General features: G+C 71.9%; 13 protein-coding genes and 1 pseudogene. 9 read left to right on the forward strand and 5 right to left on the reverse strand.

Annotated elements, in window-relative coordinates; genetic code table 11:
• Positions 1-29 precede the first annotated feature (29 nt).
• The 7 genes from BHU15_RS24505 (at position 30) to BHU15_RS24535 (ending at position 8,498) form a co-directional block, all read left to right on the forward strand.
• Positions 30-1,346 carry an NAD(P)/FAD-dependent oxidoreductase gene (locus tag BHU15_RS24505; RefSeq protein ID WP_069629177.1) on the forward strand — a complete coding sequence of 439 codons (1,317 nt, stop codon included), beginning with the start codon at positions 30-32 and terminating at the stop codon, positions 1,344-1,346.
• Between the two features lies 1 nt (position 1,347).
• Positions 1,348-3,891, forward strand: a complete 2,544-nt coding sequence (gene nirB / locus BHU15_RS24510; protein WP_069629178.1) for a nitrite reductase large subunit NirB — start codon at positions 1,348-1,350, stop codon at positions 3,889-3,891.
• Positions 3,888-4,232: a nitrite reductase small subunit NirD gene (gene nirD / locus BHU15_RS24515; RefSeq protein WP_069629179.1), complete on the forward strand. Its 345-nt coding sequence runs from the start codon at positions 3,888-3,890 to the stop codon at positions 4,230-4,232. The genes nirB and nirD overlap by 4 nt, the downstream gene beginning before the upstream one ends.
• A 60-nt stretch (positions 4,233-4,292) precedes the next feature.
• On the forward strand, positions 4,293-4,877 hold the full coding sequence (locus tag BHU15_RS24520; protein ID WP_023541952.1) for a TetR/AcrR family transcriptional regulator: 585 nt from the start codon (positions 4,293-4,295) through the stop codon (positions 4,875-4,877).
• A 98-nt stretch (positions 4,878-4,975) separates the two neighbouring features.
• Complete coding sequence (locus tag BHU15_RS24525; protein WP_069629180.1) at positions 4,976-6,361, forward strand: MFS transporter; 1,386 nt, start codon at positions 4,976-4,978, stop codon at positions 6,359-6,361.
• 67 nt (positions 6,362-6,428) lie between these two features.
• Positions 6,429-7,190, forward strand: a complete 762-nt coding sequence (locus BHU15_RS24530) for an SDR family NAD(P)-dependent oxidoreductase (protein WP_069629181.1) — start codon at positions 6,429-6,431, stop codon at positions 7,188-7,190.
• Positions 7,191-7,337: 147 nt separating this feature from the next.
• Positions 7,338-8,498 (forward strand): alkaline phosphatase PhoX, encoded by a 1,161-nt coding sequence (locus BHU15_RS24535; protein ID WP_069629182.1) that lies wholly within the window; start codon positions 7,338-7,340, stop codon positions 8,496-8,498.
• 35 nt (positions 8,499-8,533) lie between these two features.
• Here the strand turns inward: BHU15_RS24535 and BHU15_RS24540 are convergent, their stop codons facing one another.
• The 3 genes and pseudogenes from BHU15_RS24540 to BHU15_RS41560 all read right to left on the reverse strand — a co-directional run.
• Positions 8,534-9,595 (reverse strand): ArsR/SmtB family transcription factor, encoded by a 1,062-nt coding sequence (locus tag BHU15_RS24540; protein ID WP_171908437.1) that lies wholly within the window; start codon positions 9,593-9,595, stop codon positions 8,534-8,536.
• Positions 9,596-9,960: 365 nt separating this feature from the next.
• A complete protein-coding gene (ppdK, locus tag BHU15_RS24545; RefSeq protein WP_069629183.1) occupies positions 9,961-12,705 on the reverse strand; it encodes a pyruvate, phosphate dikinase in 2,745 nt (914 codons plus the stop codon).
• 297 nt (positions 12,706-13,002) lie between these two features.
• Positions 13,003-13,347 (reverse strand): annotated as a pseudogene (locus BHU15_RS41560) (HAD family hydrolase); the annotation flags it as partial.
• A gap of 12 nt (positions 13,348-13,359) precedes the next feature.
• Here BHU15_RS41560 and BHU15_RS39800 point away from each other — a divergent pair.
• Positions 13,360-13,824: a UTRA domain-containing protein gene (locus BHU15_RS39800; RefSeq protein ID WP_255293205.1), complete on the forward strand. Its 465-nt coding sequence runs from the start codon at positions 13,360-13,362 to the stop codon at positions 13,822-13,824.
• A 54-nt stretch (positions 13,825-13,878) separates the two neighbouring features.
• Here BHU15_RS39800 and BHU15_RS24560 read toward each other — a convergent pair whose 3' ends face one another.
• Together BHU15_RS24560 and dusB are read right to left on the reverse strand one after the other, a co-directional pair.
• Complete coding sequence (locus tag BHU15_RS24560) at positions 13,879-14,991, reverse strand: hypothetical protein (RefSeq protein WP_069629185.1); 1,113 nt, start codon at positions 14,989-14,991, stop codon at positions 13,879-13,881.
• A 99-nt stretch (positions 14,992-15,090) separates the two neighbouring features.
• Complete coding sequence (gene dusB / locus BHU15_RS24565; protein WP_107422922.1) at positions 15,091-16,269, reverse strand: tRNA dihydrouridine synthase DusB; 1,179 nt, start codon at positions 16,267-16,269, stop codon at positions 15,091-15,093.
• A 154-nt stretch (positions 16,270-16,423) separates the two neighbouring features.
• Between dusB and BHU15_RS24570 the strand changes: the two genes are divergently transcribed.
• Positions 16,424-16,960 (forward strand): MFS transporter (locus BHU15_RS24570; RefSeq protein ID WP_255293206.1); only part of this gene is annotated, 537 nt, incomplete at its 3' end.

Consider the following 16,960-nt stretch of genomic DNA (forward strand, 5'->3'; position numbering starts at 1 on the left):
GGTAACACCGGCCGCGCAGCCTTGCGGGCATGGCTGCTGTCGGCGGGGCGAGAGAGATCGTGGTGATCGGCGGGGGCACGGCCGGGGTACGGCTGGCCCAGCGCCTCGCCGCGACCGCCCCTGCCGGCACGGTGAATCTCACCCTGCTCGGCGAGGAGCCGCACGCCCCGTACAACCGCGTCCTGCTCGCCGAGGTGCTGGCCGGGCGGTACGGCCCCGAGGTCATCGCCCTCCCGCCGGTCCCCGGCGGCGAGCGGCGCGGTGTCCGGGCCGTACGGATCGACCGCGCCGACCGGCTGGTGCGGTGCGCGGACGGCGGTGTCGTCCCCTACGACCGGCTGATCCTCGCGACCGGCTCGAACCCGGTCCTGCCGCCGCTGCGCGGACTGCGGCGACCGGACCACGACGGTCTGCCGGAGGGCGTGCACGCCTTCCGGACCATGGACGACTGTCTGGCGCTGTCGGCGGCGGTACGGCCCGGAACCCGCGCCGTCGTCATCGGCGGCGGGCTCCTCGGGGTGTCGGCCGCCCGCGCGCTCGCGGAGCGGGGCGCCCAGGTCGTGCTCGCCCAGCAGGGCCAACACCTGATGGAGCGTCAACTCGACAGGGCGGGCTCGCGGTTGCTGAGGAACCAGCTGGAGGCGTGGGGGGTGGAGGTCCACACCGAGTGCCGGGTACGCGGCCTCGTCCGCACGGCCGACGACACCAGGGTGGCGGCCGTCGAACTCGCCGACGGCTTCCGTCTCGACGCCGAACTGACCGTCCTGGCCTGCGGTGTACGCCCCCGCACCGGCCTCGCCCGCGCCGCCGGGCTCGATGTCCGGCGCGGCGTCGTCGTGGACGACGAGCTGCGGACGTCGGACCCCTCCATCCACGCGATCGGTGACTGCGTGGAGCACGACGAGCGGCTGTACGGGCTCGCCGGCGCCGCGCTCGAACAGGCCGACGTGCTGGCCCGGTTGCTCACCGTGGACCCTTCGGCCCGCTACACCGGCACCCGCTCCCTGACCCGCCTCACCCTGGGCGCGCTCGCACCGGGAGCCCGGCCCGACGGCCCGTCCGAAGCCTCGCCCGATGCCTTGCCCGAAGTGGCGCCCGAGGTCCCGCTCGACGTCGCCGCGTTCGGTGAGACGACCCCTCTCCCCGGCGACGACACCGTCCAGTTGACCGACGCCACCCGGGGCACCTACCGCAAGGTCGTCGTCCGGGGCGACCGGCTCGTCGGCGGTGTGCTCCTCGGCGACCTCGCCACCGTCGGCACGCTCGCCCGCGCCTGGGAGGACGACGTGCCCCTGCCGCCCACCACCCCGCTGCTCCACCTGCTCACTCCCGACGGAGGCTCCTGAGATGCCCGACGCAACGTCCCGCCCCACCATCGTGGTCGTCGGCCACGGCATGGTCGGCCAGCGGTTCCTCGAAGCACTCGCCGAGCACGGCACGACCGGCCGGGCACGGGTGGTGGTGCTCTGCGAGGAGCCGCGCCCCGCCTACGACCGGGTGCGCCTCACCTCGTACTTCGACGGCCGCACCCCGGACGAGCTCTCCCTGGCCGAACCGGACTTCATGGCCCGCCACGGGATCGAGCTGCATCTGGACGACCCGGCCGAGGTGGTCGACCGCGCCGCGCGCACGGTCACCTCGCGCGCCGGGCTGGCCTTCACCTACGACACGCTGGTGCTGGCCACCGGCTCGTACCCCTTCGTTCCGCCGGTGCCCGGCAAGGACGCGACCGGCTGCTTCGTGTACCGCACGATCGAGGACCTGCTGGCGATCGAGGAGTACGCGAAGACCGCCCGCACCGGCGCCGTGGTGGGCGGCGGGCTGCTCGGCCTGGAGGCGGCCGGCGCCTTGCAGGGGCTCGAACTCGACACGCACATCGTGGAGTTCGCCCCCCGGCTGATGCCCGTCCAGGTGGACGAGGGCGGCGGCGCGGCGCTGCTGCGCACCATCGAGGGCATGGGGCTGACCGTCCACACCGGCGTCGGCACCCAGGAGGTGACGACGGACGCGTCGGGCGCGGTCAACGGCATGACGCTGTCGGACGGTTCGGTCCTGGCGACGGATCTCGTCGTCTTCTCGGCGGGTGTACGGCCCCGGGACCAGCTCGCGCGTGCCGCGGGGCTGCGGGTCGGCGAGCGCGGCGGAATCGCCGTCGACGAGCGGTGCCGTACGTCGGATCCACGGATCTTCGCGATCGGCGAGTGCGCGCTCACGGCCGACGGGCGGGTGTACGGACTGGTGGCGCCCGGCTACGAGATGGCGCGGACGGCGGCGGACGCGATCGCCGAAGTCACCGAGGACGCGGCCGAGTTCACCGGCGCCGACCTGTCCACGAAGCTCAAGCTGCTCGGTGTGGACGTCGCGTCGTTCGGGGACGCGCACGGCGCCGCCACCGGCTGTCTCGACGTCGTGTACGCGGACTCCCGCTCGGGCGTCTACAAGAAGGTCGTCGTCGGCGCGGACGGCACGCTGCTCGGCGGCGTCCTGGTCGGTGACGCCGACGCGTACGGGATGCTGCGCCCGCTGACCGGTTCCGTACCGCCCGTACCGCCGGAGCAGCTCGTCCTGCCGCCGGGCGCCGGGACACCGGTCGCGCTCGGCCCGGCGTCGCTGCCGGACAGCGCCGTGATCTGCAGCTGCCACAACGTGACGAAGGGCGCGATCACCGCCTGCGCGACGCTGCCCGAGGTGAAGAAGTGCACCAAGGCCGGTACGGGCTGCGGCAGTTGCGTGAAGGTGATCGGTCAGCTCCTGCCGGCGGCGGGCGACGGCGGGCTGTGCGGCTGTTTCCCCCACACGCGGGGCGAGTTGTACGAGATCGTGCGGACCCTGCGCGTGACGTCGTACGCCGCGCTGCTCGACTCGCACGGCCGCGAGAGCGCGCGCGGGAGTGACGGGTGCGAGATCTGCAAGCCGGCCGTCGGCTCGATCATCGCCTCGCTCGCGCCGACGCTGGGGGTGAGCGGCCATGTCCTGGACGGCGAACAGGCCGCGCTCCAGGACACCAACGACCACTTCCTCGCCAACTTGCAGCGCAACGGCTCGTACTCGATCGTCCCCCGTATCCCGGGTGGTGAGATCACGCCCGAGAAGCTGATCGTGATCGGCGAGGTGGCCAGGGACTTCGGGCTCTACACGAAGATCACGGGCGGCCAGCGCATCGACCTGTTCGGCGCGCGGGTGGATCAACTTCCGCCGATCTGGGCGCGGTTGGTGGCGGCGGGCTTCGAGTCGGGGCACGCGTACGGAAAGGCGCTGCGCACCGTGAAGTCGTGCGTCGGACAGACCTGGTGCCGCTACGGCGTGCAGGACTCGGTGAAGATGGCCATCGATCTGGAGCTGCGCTACCGCGGGCTGCGCGCGCCGCACAAGCTGAAGTCGGCGGTCTCGGGCTGCGCGCGGGAGTGCGCCGAGGCGCGCGGCAAGGACTTCGGGATCATCGCGACGGCGGAGGGCTGGAATCTGTACGTCGGCGGCAACGGCGGCGCCGAGCCGCGCCACGCGGATCTGCTGGCCCGGGATCTGGACGACGCGTCGCTGATCCGGCTGATCGACCGCTTCCTGATGTTCTACATCCGGACCGCCGACCGGCTGGAGCGCACCTCGGCGTGGCTGGGCCGGATCGAGGGCGGACTGGACCACGTACGGGACGTGGTCGTGCACGATTCGCTGGGCCTGTGCGGGGAGCTGGAGAAGCTGATGGCCGACCATGTGAGGGGCTACCGCGACGAGTGGGCCCAGACGCTGGACGACCCGGAGCGGCTGCGCCGATTCGTGTCGTTCGTCAACGCGCCGGGCGCGCCGGACCCGACGGTGCGGTTCGTGCCGGAGCGCGACCAGGTGAAGCCGGATCTGACGTTTCTGACGCTGGAAGGAGTATCGGCCCGATGAGCCCGACCGTCTCCCCCGTACTGCAACTCCGCGTGGACGAGGACTGGTTGCCGGTCTGCGAGCGGTCCGCGCTCATCGCGGGCCGGGGGGTGGCGGCGCTGCTGCCGGACGGCCGGCAGGCTGCGCTGTTCGTGGACCGGGCGGGCCGTACGTACGCGATCGACAACCGTGATCCGTACTCCGGCGCCCAGGTGCTCTCGCGCGGGCTGACCGGCACCCAGGACGGCCGGGCCTTCGTGGCGTCGCCGCTGCTGAAGCAGCGCTTCGATCTGGAGACCGGCCGCTGCCTGGACGACGAGTCGGTGGCGGTGACGGTCTACGCCTCCCGGATCGCGTCGTGAGCCGGTCGCAATCGGTCGCAATCTTGACCGGTCGTTCCATATAGGCTTAGAGTCTGGTCCGTGGCCAGGACCAAGGAATTCGATCCGGACGCCGCGCTCCAGTCGGCCCTTGAGCTGTTCTGGCGGCGCGGCTACGAGGCGACGTCCATGGCGGACCTCGTCGACCACCTCGGCATCGGCCGCGCCAGTATCTACGCGACGTTCGGCAACAAGCACGAGCTGTACCTGAAGGCGCTGGACCGGTACGGCGAGACACAGGACCCGCCGCTGCTCGACGCCCTGTCGAAGCCGGGTCCCGCACTGCCGGCGGTACGGCAGATGGTGCGGCGGTTCGCCGACGAGTCCACCGTCGAGGCGCGGCGCGCGAGGGGCTGCTTCATCACCAACACGGCCGCCGAGCTGGGGCCGCACGACCCGGAGGCGGCCCGCCGGGTCGAGCTGAGCTGGAGCCACGTCGAGACGCTGACGCACGCGGCGCTCGTCCGGGCGCAGGGGCAGGGCGAGTTGCCGCCCGACCGCGATCCGCGCGCGCTGGCGCGGATGCTGCTCGTGCTGATGCAGGGCATGCGGGTGGTCGGCAAGACCTCGCGGAATCCGGCGCGGGTACGCGACGCGGCCGAGCAGGCGCTGACCCTGCTGGACTGACGGGACCGGCGCGCCTCACCTCACCTCACCTCGCAGACGGGGCGGTTTTCCGCCGCCCTCATAACAGAACGATCGGTCCAAATAATCAGGGGGACAGCATGAGCGCGAGCACCACCACGAGCAGCGTCGGCGCACCCGTCCGGCCGGCCGCCGCGTTCGCGCTCCTCGGCACCGTCCAGGCCACGCTCATCTTCACGCTCGCCGCCCTCGTCGTACCGCTGCCCGACATCGGGCGCGAGTTCGCACTCGACCGGTCCCAGCTGATCCTGCTCAGCGCCGCGTACGGGCTCACCCTCGCCGGGCTGCTGCTCCTCGGCGGCCGGCTCGCCGACCGGTACGGCGGACGCCGCGCGCTCACCGCCGGTCTGCTGGTCTTCGCCGCCGCGTCGGCCACCGCACCGCTCGCCCCCGGCTACGAGGCGCTGCTCGCCGGCCGCTTCGCCCAGGGCGTGGGCGCCGCGCTCATCGCCCCGGCCGCCATGAACGTGCTGCGTACGGTGTTCGCCTCACCCGCCTCGTACGGCAGGGCCGTGGCGACCTGGGGCGGACTCTCCGTGCTCGGCGCCACCGCCGGAAATCTCGGCTCCGGCGTCATCTCGGCGCTGCTGTCATGGCGTTGGAGCTTCGGCGTACCGCTACTGGTGGCGGGCACGGCGCTCGCACTCGCGCCCCGGCTGCTGCCCGCCACCCCGCCCGGCGGGGGCCGCTCGCTGGATCTGCCGGGCGCGGTCCTCGCCACCGGCGGGATCACGCTCGCCAGCTACGGCCTCGTCGTCACCGACGCCCACCCGTGGGATTCCCCGGCGGTGCTCCTGCCGCTGGCGGGCGGGGTCGCGCTCTGCGCGGCGTTCCTGCTCGCCGAGCGCCGCGCCCGTGACCCGCTGCTGCCGCCGCGCTTCGTCCTCGAACGCCGCCGGGCGACGGGACTGGCGGCCATCGCGCTGACGGCGGCGGGCACGTCCCTGACGTTCGTCCTGCTCTCGCTCCATCTCCAACAGAAGCTTGGCTACTCGGAGTTGGAGACCTCGGCCGCGTTCGTGCCGTTCGCCCTCGCCCTGCTGGTGTCGGGGCGGGCCGCCGGGTCGCTGATAACCCGGTACGGGGCGCCGCTCGTCACGGCGGCGGGACTCACGACGGGCGGGGCCGGTCTCGCGCTGCTCGCGGTGACGGGTCCGGGCGCGGCGGCCGTGCCGTACGCGTACGGGCTGCTGCCCGGCCTGGTCCTGCTCCCGGCGGGCGCCGCCGCGTCCTTCGCGGGGGCCGCGGTGCTCGCGACCGCCGGGGTGCCCGAGCGGCGGACCGGTCTGGCGGGCGGCGTGCTCAACACGGCCATGGAGCTGGGGCCGACCGTCCTGTTCGCCGTGCTGCTGTCCCTCGGCGGCGACGCGCTCTCGCTCGCGGTGACGGCGGGGGCGTTCGTCGCGCTCGCCTGCGCCACGGCGGCCACGGCGGCGGCCCGTGGCGTACGGGCCGACGCCCGCTGACCGCCCACCCGACCACCACCACGCACCTTCGCCCACTCACCATCCGTGTCCGACAAGGGAGTTACCCATGTCCGCTCGTTTCACCGACCAGACCGTCCTCGTCACCGGCGCCGGAACCGGGATCGGCCGCGCCGTCGCCGTGGCGTTCGCCGCCGAGGGCGCCTCCGTCGTCCTCGCCGGCCGGGGCGCCGCGCCGCTGGAGGAGACCCACGCCCTGATCACGGCGGCGGGCGGCCACTCGCTCGTCGTCACCGCCGACGTCTCCCGCGCGGACGACGTACGGGCCCTGGTGCGTACGGCCGTCGACCACTTCGGCCGGCTCGACGTCGCCGTCAACAACGCGGGGATCTTCCGGGGCGGCGCACCCCTCGCGGATCTCCCCGTCGCCGACTGGCAGGCCATGCTCGACATCAACGTCACCGGGGTCCTGCACTGCCTCCAGGCGGAGATCGCCCAGATGCGCCGCGACGGGGGCGGCGCCATCGTCAACGTCTCCTCCAACCTCGGTGCCCATACGCGTATCCCGAACGTGGCCGGCTATCTCACCTCCAAGGCCGCCGTCTCCGCGCTGACCCGCGCCGCCGCACTCGACCACATCCAGGACGGGGTCCGGATCAACGCCGTCAGCCCCGGCGCCGCGGACACCACGATGTCGCTGCGTCCGGGCGAGAGCGCCGCCGACCGCACCTCGCGCATGAAGGAGGAGTCACCGCTCGGCCGGGTCTCGTCGACGGAGGAGGTGGCCGCGGCCGTGCTGTATCTCGCCTCGGCGGACGCTGCCTCCGTCGTGGGAACGGACCTCGTCATAGACGGCGGCGCGGCGGCGTAGCCGGGCGCCAACACGGCGCGGCGGCACGGCTGTTCGCGCCGATGACCGGCCACGCCGCCGCGAAGTTCAGACAGTGGCCATCCGCTCGCCCTACTCTGTTGCGCGCACGCGACCTCACGCCCCACCCCACCACCATGGAGCGGCCCAGTGGAACGTCGCAATTTTCTGCGTGGAGCGGTCATCACCGGCTCCGCCGCCGCACTCGGCGGCACTCTCTGGCGCGGCGCGGCCTACGCCGACCCCGCACAGCCCGGCGCGGGACCGTACGGAGCGCTCGGATCCGCCGACGGCAACAACATCCGGCTGCCCGCCGGATTCACCAGCAGGGTCGTCGCGCGGTCCGGGCAGACCGTGCCCGGCACGTCGTACACCTGGCACAACGCCCCCGACGGCGGCGCCTGTTACGCCGACGGCAGCGGCTGGATCTATGTCTCCAACTCGGAGATCAACCCGTCCGGCGGCGCGGGCGCGGTCCGCTTCTCCTCGGCGGGTGCGATCACCGGCGCGTACCGGATCCTGACCGGCACCCGGCAGAACTGCGCCGGTGGCAGCACCCCGTGGAACACCTGGCTCTCCTGCGAGGAGGTGACCCGCGGGTATGTGTACGAGACGGACCCGTGGGGTGTGAAGGCCGCGGTGCGGCGCGACGCGATGGGTCTGTTCAAGCACGAGGCCGCGGCGGCGGACCCCGTGCGCAAGGTGATCTATCTGACCGAGGACGAGACGAACGGGTGCTTCTACCGGTTCACGCCCACCACCTGGGGCGATCTCTCCGCCGGCACCCTCCAGGTGCTGCGGGCGGGCACCGCCACCTCGGGCTCGTTCACCTGGGTGACGGTGCCGGACCCGGACGGCTCGCCGACCCAGACCCGTGACCAGGTCTCGGGCGCCAAGCGGTTCAACGGCGGCGAGGGCTGCTACTACGCGGACGGCTCGGTGTGGTTCACCACGAAGGGCGACAACCGGGTGTGGCGGGTCGATCCGGCCGCGAGCACCTACGAGTTGACGTACGACGACTCGCTGGTCAGCGGCGGCGGCGCACCGCTGACGGGGGTCGACAACGTCACCGGTTCCTCGTCCGGTGATCTGTACGTCGCGGAGGACGGCGGGAACATGGAGATCTGTCTGATCACTCCCGACGACGTCGTCGCGCCGTTCCTGCGCGTCGGCGGTCAGTCGGGCTCGGAGATCACCGGACCGGCGTTCTCGCCCGACGGATCGCGGCTGTACTTCTCCAGCCAGCGCGGTACGAGCGGGAGTTCGTCGGGCGGCATCACCTACGAGGTGACGGGGCCGTTCCGTACGTAGCGGACTCCCCTAGGGCCTGTCGTTTGGATCAGGCCCTAGCCCGAACTCCCGTACGCCGTACCGGAGATCCCTGTCCCGGACATCCCCGTGCCGGAGATTCCTGTCCCGGGCATCCCCTGGGCGCCGCCGTGCAGCAGGGCGGCGCCCAGCGGGGTGAGCGTGTGCAGGACGGCGTTGCCGTGGCGCAGGGTCACCACCAGGCCCGCCTCGCGCAGGACGCACGCGTGCTGGCTGGCGGAGGCCAGTGACACCCCTGCCCTGCGGGCCAGTTCGCTGGTGGTCGTACCGTGCGCTATCGCGCCGAGGACCGCCGAGCGCGTACGGCCGACCAGCCGGCCGAGTGACGGTCCCGCGCCCCGGCCGCCGTGCCCCACGGCGACCGGGGCGTGCGCGTACGTGACGGGGTAGACGAGCACCGGGGGCAGCGCCGGGTCGCGGTGGACGACCGGTGTCGCGCGGCAGAAGAACGACGGCTGGAGCAGCAACCCCCGTCCGTCCAGCCACAGTTCGCGGTCGACGGGGTAGTCGGCCTCCAGGACCGGCGCCCGCCAGCGGATCATCGGCGGGAGCGTGGCGAGCAGCGCGTCGGCGCCGCCGTCGAGCAGCGCCCGGCCCCTGACGACACGGTCGGCCTCGGCGCGGGCCCGGATGTGCGGCCAGTACGGCTCCACGGCGGCCCGGTGGTACGCGCGCAGCGCCCCGGCGAGCCTGCCCAGCTCCGCAGCCGGGTCGTCGTCACCGAGCGCGGCGGCCCTGGCGGGGAACGCGGGCGGACCGGCGGCGAGCAGGGCCAGTTCGGCGCGTACCCGCTCCGCGGGGGTCGCGCGCAGCGCCTCCAGCCCCTCCGCGAGGCCGGTGCGGCTCTCGGCGGGGGTGAGGAAGTCAGGGAAATAGCCGCGCTTCGGTATCAGCGCGCCGAGCAGACGTGTTTCACCTTTCAACCTCACCCGTGTTTCCGTGCGCCATTCCCCGAAGACGAGTGGGCCCCGCCGGTCGCGCAATCGGTGAAAGCTGAGAATCGTTTCCCACAGCGGGTCGGGACCGGCGGCCATCCGGACCGCGCCGAGGTCTCTTCCCGTGAAATGAATTCGCAGCACCCATCCCCCACTTGACACTTATGTCGCGTCCGCAATCGACCCCAGCACTGAGTATGCATGCCATCACAGGCCGTTACCACGGTGTTTCGGCCACAGTTGAAACGCTTCGCGCGGATCGGGTGCGAAACGGAAGGCTGTAGCAGGTCAGGCGCGAAACCCGAGCCACCGGAAAGGCGCAGCGAAGGCCGTGGGGGGCTTTGCTCGCCCGGCGGCGGTCGGTGAGGGTTGCGGCTCCGTGCCCGGCCGGAAAAGGGGGTGCGGCCGATGGATGGGGATCCATCGGCCGCACTCCGATTTGTTTGTCTCCCGGCCTTTTCCATTACGGGACGGGGAGCTGGAAAGGGCTCAGGGGAGCGGGAATGGACTCAGCGGGAGTCGCCGCTGCCGTCCGGCTGCGCCGCCGCCCGCCCGGCCTCCAGGCGCGCCACGGGGATCCGGAACGGCGAGCACGAGACGTAGTCCAGGCCCACCTGGTGGAAGAAGTGCACCGACTCGGGGTCGCCGCCGTGCTCGCCGCAGATGCCCAGCTTCAGTCCGGGCCGGGTCTTGCGGCCGGCCTCGCACGCGCTGCGTACGAGCGCGCCGACGCCGTCCATGTCGATCGTCTCGAACGGGGACACCCCGAAGATGCCCTTCTCCAGGTACGCGGTGAAGAAGCTCGCCTCGACGTCGTCGCGGGAGAAGCCCCACACGGTCTGGGTGAGGTCGTTCGTACCGAAGGAGAAGAACTCGGCGGCCTCCGCGATCTGACCGGCCGTCAGTGCGGCGCGCGGCAGTTCGATCATCGTGCCCAGCGACAGCTTCAGGTCGATGCCGGTGGCCTCGCGCACCTCGGCGATGACCTGCTCGGCCTCGTCGCGGACGATCTCCAGCTCCTGGACGGTGCCGACGAGCGGGATCATGATCTCGGCGCGCGGGTCGCCCTTGGCGTGCTTGCGCTCCGCCGCCGCCTCGGCGATGGCCCGTACCTGCATCGCGAACAGTCCGGGGATGACCAGGCCGAGCCGTACGCCGCGCAGTCCGAGCATCGGGTTCTGCTCGTGCAGTTTGTGTACGGCCTGGAGGAGGCGCAGGTCGTTCTCGTTGTGGTCCTCGCGGGACTCGGCGAGCGCGACCCGTACCGACAACTCCGTGATGTCGGGCAGGAATTCATGCAGCGGCGGGTCCAGCAGCCGTACGGTGACGGGCAGTCCGTCCATCGCCTCGAACAGCTCGACGAAGTCCTTCCGCTGGAGGGGCAGCAGGGTCTTCAGCGCCTGTTCGCGCTCGTCGTCGGTGTCCGCGAGGATCAACTTCTCGACCATGGACCGGCGTTCGCCGAGGAACATGTGCTCGGTGCGGCACAGCCCGATGCCCTGCGCGCCGAAGCGGCGGGCCCGCAGCGCGTCCTCGGTGTTGTCGGCGTTGGCGCGCACCCGCAGCCTGCGGCGGCGGTCGGCGTACGCCATCATCCGGTGCACGGCCTCGACGAGTTCGTCGGCGTCGTCGGCGCCCGCGTGCATCCGGCCCTCGAAGTACTCGACCACCGGCGAGGGGACGACCGGGACCTCGCCGAGGTAGACCTTGCCGGTCGAGCCGTCGACGGAGACGAGGTCGCCCTCCTCGATGACGGTCTTGCCGACCGTCATCCGGCGCCGCTTGGTGTCGACCTCCAGCTCCTCGGCGCCGCAGACACAGGTCTTGCCCATGCCACGGGCGACGACGGCGGCGTGCGAGGTCTTGCCGCCGCGCGAGGTGAGGATGCCCTCGGCGGCGAGCATGCCGTCCAGGTCGTCGGGGTTGGTCTCGCGGCGGATGAGGATGACGCGCTCACCGGAGCGGGACCACTTGACGGCGGTGTACGAGTCGAAGACGGCCTTGCCGACGGCGGCGCCGGGTGACGCGGCGATCCCGCGCCCCAGCAGTTCGGCTTTCGCACCGTCGTCGAACCGGGGGAACATCAGCTGCGCGAGCTGGGCGCCGTTGACGCGCTGGAGCGCCTCCGCCTCGTCGATCAGGCCCTGGTCGACGAGCTGGGTGGCGATCCGGAACGCGGCGCCGGCGGTGCGCTTGCCGACGCGGGTCTGGAGCATCCACAACTCGCCGCGCTCGATGGTGAATTCGATGTCGCAGAGGTCCCGGTAGTGCGTCTCCAGGATCTCCATGATCTGCATCAGCCGGTCGTAGGACCGCTTGTCGATGGCCTCCAGGTCGGCGAGCGGCACGGTGTTGCGGATGCCGGCGACGACATCCTCACCCTGTGCGTTCTGGAGGTAGTCCCCGTACACGCCCTGGTGGCCGCTGGCCGGGTCGCGGGTGAAGGCGACACCGGTGCCGGAGTCCGGGCCGAGGTTGCCGAAGACCATGGAGCAGATGTTGACGGCGGTGCCGAGGTCGCCGGGGATGCGTTCCTGGCGGCGGTAGAGCTTGGCGCGGTCGGTGTTCCAGGACTCGAAGACGGAGCGGATGGCGAGGTCCATCTGCTCGCGCGGGTCCTGCGGGAAGTCGCGGCCCGCGTCGCGCGTGACGATCTTCTTGAACTGCTTGACCAGCTTCTTCAGATCGGCGGCGTCGAGGTCGATGTCGGTGGCGGCCTTCTTCGCGCGCTTGGCGTCCTCCAGCGCCTCCTCGAAGTGGTCGCCGTCGACGCCCAGGACGGTCTTGCCGAACATCTGGATGAGCCTGCGGTAGGAGTCCCAGGCGAACCGCTCGTCGCCGGACTGCTTGGCGAGCCCGGCGACGGACTTGTCGGAGAGCCCGATGTTGAGGACGGTGTCCATCATTCCGGGCATGGAGAACTTGGCGCCGGACCGTACGGAGACGAGCAGCGGGTCGTCCGCCTGGCCGAGCTTCTTGCCCATCGCGCTTTCGAGGGCGTCGAGGTGGGCGCTGACCTCGTCGCGCAGGGCGGCGGGCTCGGTGCCGGTGGCGAGGTAGACCTTGCACGCCTCGCTGGTGATCGTGAAGCCCGGAGGGACGGGCAGTCCGAGGTTGGTCATCTCGGCGAGGTTGGCGCCCTTGCCGCCGAGGAGGCCCTTGAGATCCTTGTTGCCCTCGGTGAAGTCGTAGACGAACTTCTGGTCCTGTGGGGCGTTTCCTGCCGCTACGTGGGTGTCTTTGCTTTCCGACACGGATCTCGACTCCTCCGGGAGGCGCTGGCTGCCCTGACGGCGAGGAACATACCCAGATCGAAGGTGCCTGGACATGTCCACCTGTCCGTCATACGGCCGCAACCACCCGTCCGCCACTGGATCGAATGCACATGACGGGGCATCACTCACCCCGGCCCCCTTCAGGCCTCGAACCGGGCATGACCTTTGCATGGCAAAACCCGCTCATCTGAGCAGCTTCTGCGACTTCTGAGTTCATCTCTCGAACGCGGAAGGGATGGCACCCAGTGTCACCCCTTCCGGAAGTGCAGTCGCGCGTCAGCCGCTCGTCTGAGCGAAGGATCTATCAGACGTGGCGAGAATCACGCCCTCCAGCACGGCCAGGTCCACGTCCGCGAGACTGCCCGCGAAGTACCGGCCCTCCCCCGCCGCCACCGGCAGCAGCGACGGGACGACGAGCACGGGGCACCCGGCGGCCTCGGCGGACGCCGTGCCGTCCGGGGAGTCCTCCACGGCCACGCACGCGCCGGGCGGGGCGCCGAAGCGCCCGGCCGCCGCCCGGTAGGGATCCGGGTGCGGTTTGGTCCGTACGGTGTCGTCGGCCGACAGGGTGAAGGCGAAGGCGACATCGGCCAGGGAGCCCGCGACGACCGAGTCGACCAATCTCGCGGCGCGGTGGTCCGCCTCACGCGGCACCGTCCGCCAGGCGGTGGGGCTGCTCGCGTCCGAGGGCCTGACCGAGCCCGCCGGGTCGTCCTGCGGCTGCGCCACCTCGACGGCGAACCGGTCCTGGTCGAACGCACCGCCTACACGGACTGGGTGGCCCCCGCCGTACGGGCGCTGCCCGACGACTGCGTGTCGATCATGGACAGCATCGCGGCGGACGCGGGCATGGTCGCCCACTACGGCGAGCACCTGATCGACGCGCTCGCGGCGGGCAGCGAGGACGCCAGACTGCTACGGGTCAGACGGGGCAGCCCGCTGCTGCGCCAGCGCTATCTCACGTACACGGCGGCGGGCCGCCCCATCGAGTGGACCGACGACCGCTACCGCGCGGGCACGGTCGCCTTCAGCGTCTCCAACTCGGCGGCGGCGGCACCGCTTGAACGGCACGCGGGACCGGGGGTGGCGGGGCGCTGACGGGGCGGCAGGGCGGACGCGCCGGCGGACGATCCGACAACCCGGTCCTGGAGGTCACGCATCCGAACCCCTGAGCTCCACGAGGGGGCGGACCTCGTCGAACAGAACACCGTAGTCGGCGCCGTACGTGGAGGCGGCGGCGAACAGCGCGTCGACGGCCGCCAGAAGCGGGTCCCGCTCCGCCGCGGCGAACACCGCCGGGACGGCCAGGTGCGGTCGGGAGATGGCGGTCCGGCTCAGGGAAACCTCGACAACGGCCTGCGGCACCCGCTCGTCGGTGAGCAGCAGGTCGCACACCTGCCGCTGCCCGCCGTCGAACGGCGGCGCCAACTCCCCTCCCCGGTCGAGGGATTCGAGGCTCGCCGCGACCCACTCCAGGCCGGCCAGGCCCGCCACCGTACAGGCGCGGCGGGCCGCCAGCCGGGCGACGGCGCGCTGGATGTCCGGGCCCGCCGCGTCCAGGGCGTGCAGGAGGGCGGCGTCGAGCCGGATCATCCCCCACACGTTGCCGCCGACGGAGCGCAGCCGGTCGCTCGGCACCCGGCCGCCCCAGGTGCGCGCCTCCTCCGCCAGGCGCTCCCGCTCACGTTCCCGCTCGGCGAGGCGGGCCGCCTCCGCCACCTCATCCGGGGTCGGCCGGGGTGGCGGGGGCGGCAACTCCCGTGCCCAGGCGTGCCAGTAGGCGGCATGGTCACTGGTCTGCCGCACGACGCGGGCCGGTGACGGCAGGCACGGCCAGAACTGGAGGAGGTAGTGGTCCACCGGCTCCGGCGACTCGAAGTTCTCCGGGACTCTCGCCTCGTCCATCCCCCGGGCGCTGTACCGGACCCGGTAGTCGGTCTCGTCGAGGTCAAGCTCCCAGGAGTCCTCGTGCGCCCACTGCGCGAGTGTGGTCCCGTCCGACAGCGGACGGAACGGCACCTCCACGACCTCCTCCCACAGAGGATCGAGCGGTGGCGGTTCGTCGTGCAGTTCGACGGTGAGCCCGACCTGGCCCGTGTGGAGCGCGGTCAGGAGGAGGAGTGCTCCGGGGGTGGCTCCCCCGCACAGCCCGCCCTCCTGCCCGGCGAACGCCTCGTGCAGATCGCAGTCGAACCCGGCCGGGTCGCTGACCACGTACATCTGCCCGTAATGCACATACACCTCGCCGAACAGCAGCGTCCGCACCAATACCCCCCGCGCCGTGGCCCGTTGCCATGCCTGACGACGGATCATGCCGTACGGCACTGACAAGGCGGCGTCCCAGACGTACGGTCGCCGGCCCGGTCAGCCGCCCGACGTGTCCAGTTCCGCGTCCTCGCCGATGCCCGCGCAGTCGTACGGGTCCTTGAGCCAGCCGTCCGGCAGGACCACCCGGTTGTTTCCCGATGTGCGACCGCGTGGGCCGTCGGCGCCGTCCGGCCAGGGCTGGTCCAGGTTCAACTCGCCCAGCAGCGCGTCCAGTTCGGCGAGTGACGAGGTGATCGCCAGCTTCTTGCGCAGTTCGGAGCCGACCGAGAAGCCCTTCAGGTACCAGGCCACGTGCTTACGGAAGTCGATCACCCCGCGCGCCTCGTCCCCGATCCACTCCCCCAGCAGCTCCGCGTGCCGCCGCATGACCCGGGCGACCTCGCGCAGCGCGGGCCGGGCGAGTTCCCCCGTACCCTCGAAGGCCGCCACCAGATCGCCGAAGATCCACGGCCTGCCGAGGCAGCCGCGTCCCACGACCACGCCGTCGCAGCCGGTCTCGCGGACCATCCGCAGCGCGTCGTCCGCCGACCAGATGTCGCCGTTGCCGAGGACGGGGATCTCCGGGACGTGCTCCTTGAGGCGGGCGATGGCGTCCCAGTCGGCCGTACCGCCGTAGTGCTGGGCGGCCGTCCTGCCGTGCAGGGCGATCGCCGTGACGCCCTCCTCGACGGCGATGCGGCCGGCGTCCAGGTAGGTGATGTGGTCGTCGTCGATGCCCTTGCGCATCTTCATCGTGACCGGCAGGTCCCCGGCGTTCGACACCGCCTCGTGCAGGATCGCGCGCAGCAGGGGCCGCTTGTACGGGAGGGCCGAGCCGCCGCCCTTGCGGGTGACCTTGGGGACGGGGCAGCCGAAGTTCAGGTCGATGTGGTCGGCCAGGCCCTCGTCCGCGATCATGCGGACGGCCTTGCCGACGGTGACCGGGTCGACGCCGTACAGCTGGATCGAGCGGGGTGTCTCGGTCGCGTCGAAACGGATGAGCTGCATCGTCTTCTCGTTGCGCTCGACCAGCGCCCGCGTGGTGATCATCTCGCTGACGAACAGCCCCTTGCCGCCCGAGAACTCCCGGCAGAGCGTCCGGAAGGGGGCGTTCGTGATCCCCGCCATCGGTGCGAGCACGACGGGCGGGGAGACCGGGTACGGGCCGACGGCGAGCGTGCCGGGCGGTGCGGGGGACGGGGCGAGCGGAGCGGTCATCCGTCCATTGTCGCGCATGGCGGGCGGGAGCCCGCCGGGGCGCCGGACATACCATCACCCCATGCCAGCTCCCCGCCCCGCACCCGACCCGGAGCCGTCGAAAGGGCCGCCCCACGAGGCCACCGAGGAGTGCGGTCCCCGCAGACGGCTGGTGATTCTGGGGACCTGCTGCATGAGTCTGCTGATCGTCAGCCTCGACACCACGGTGCTCAACGTCGCACTGCCGTCCATCCGCAAGGACCTGCACACCACGGTCGCCGGTATGCAGTGGACCATCGACGCGTACACCCTGGTCATCGCCTCGCTGCTGATGCTCGCGGGCTCCACCGCCGACCGCATCGGCCGCCGGCGGGTCTTCAAGACCGGGCTGGTGGTCTTCACGATCGGCTCGGCGCTGTGCTCGGTCGCGCCGAGTCTGGAGTTGCTGGTCGTCTTCCGCATGGTGCAGGCCGTCGGCGGCTCGATGCTCAACCCGGTCGCGATGTCGATCATCACCAACACCTTCACCGAACCGCGCGAGCGCGCCCGTGCGATCGGGATCTGGGGCGGGGTCGTCGGTATCTCGATGGCGGCGGGACCGCTGATCGGCGGGCTGCTGGTGGAGACGGTCGGCTGGCGCGCGATCTTCCTGATCAACGTCCCGGTCGGGATCACGGCGTTCATCCTGACCTGGCGGTACGTCCCCGAGTCGCGCGCCGCCAAGCCGCGC

Origin of the sequence: Streptomyces niveus (assembly GCF_001723055.1) — a bacterium.
GTDB classification, from domain to species: domain Bacteria; phylum Actinomycetota; class Actinomycetes; order Streptomycetales; family Streptomycetaceae; genus Streptomyces; species Streptomyces niveus.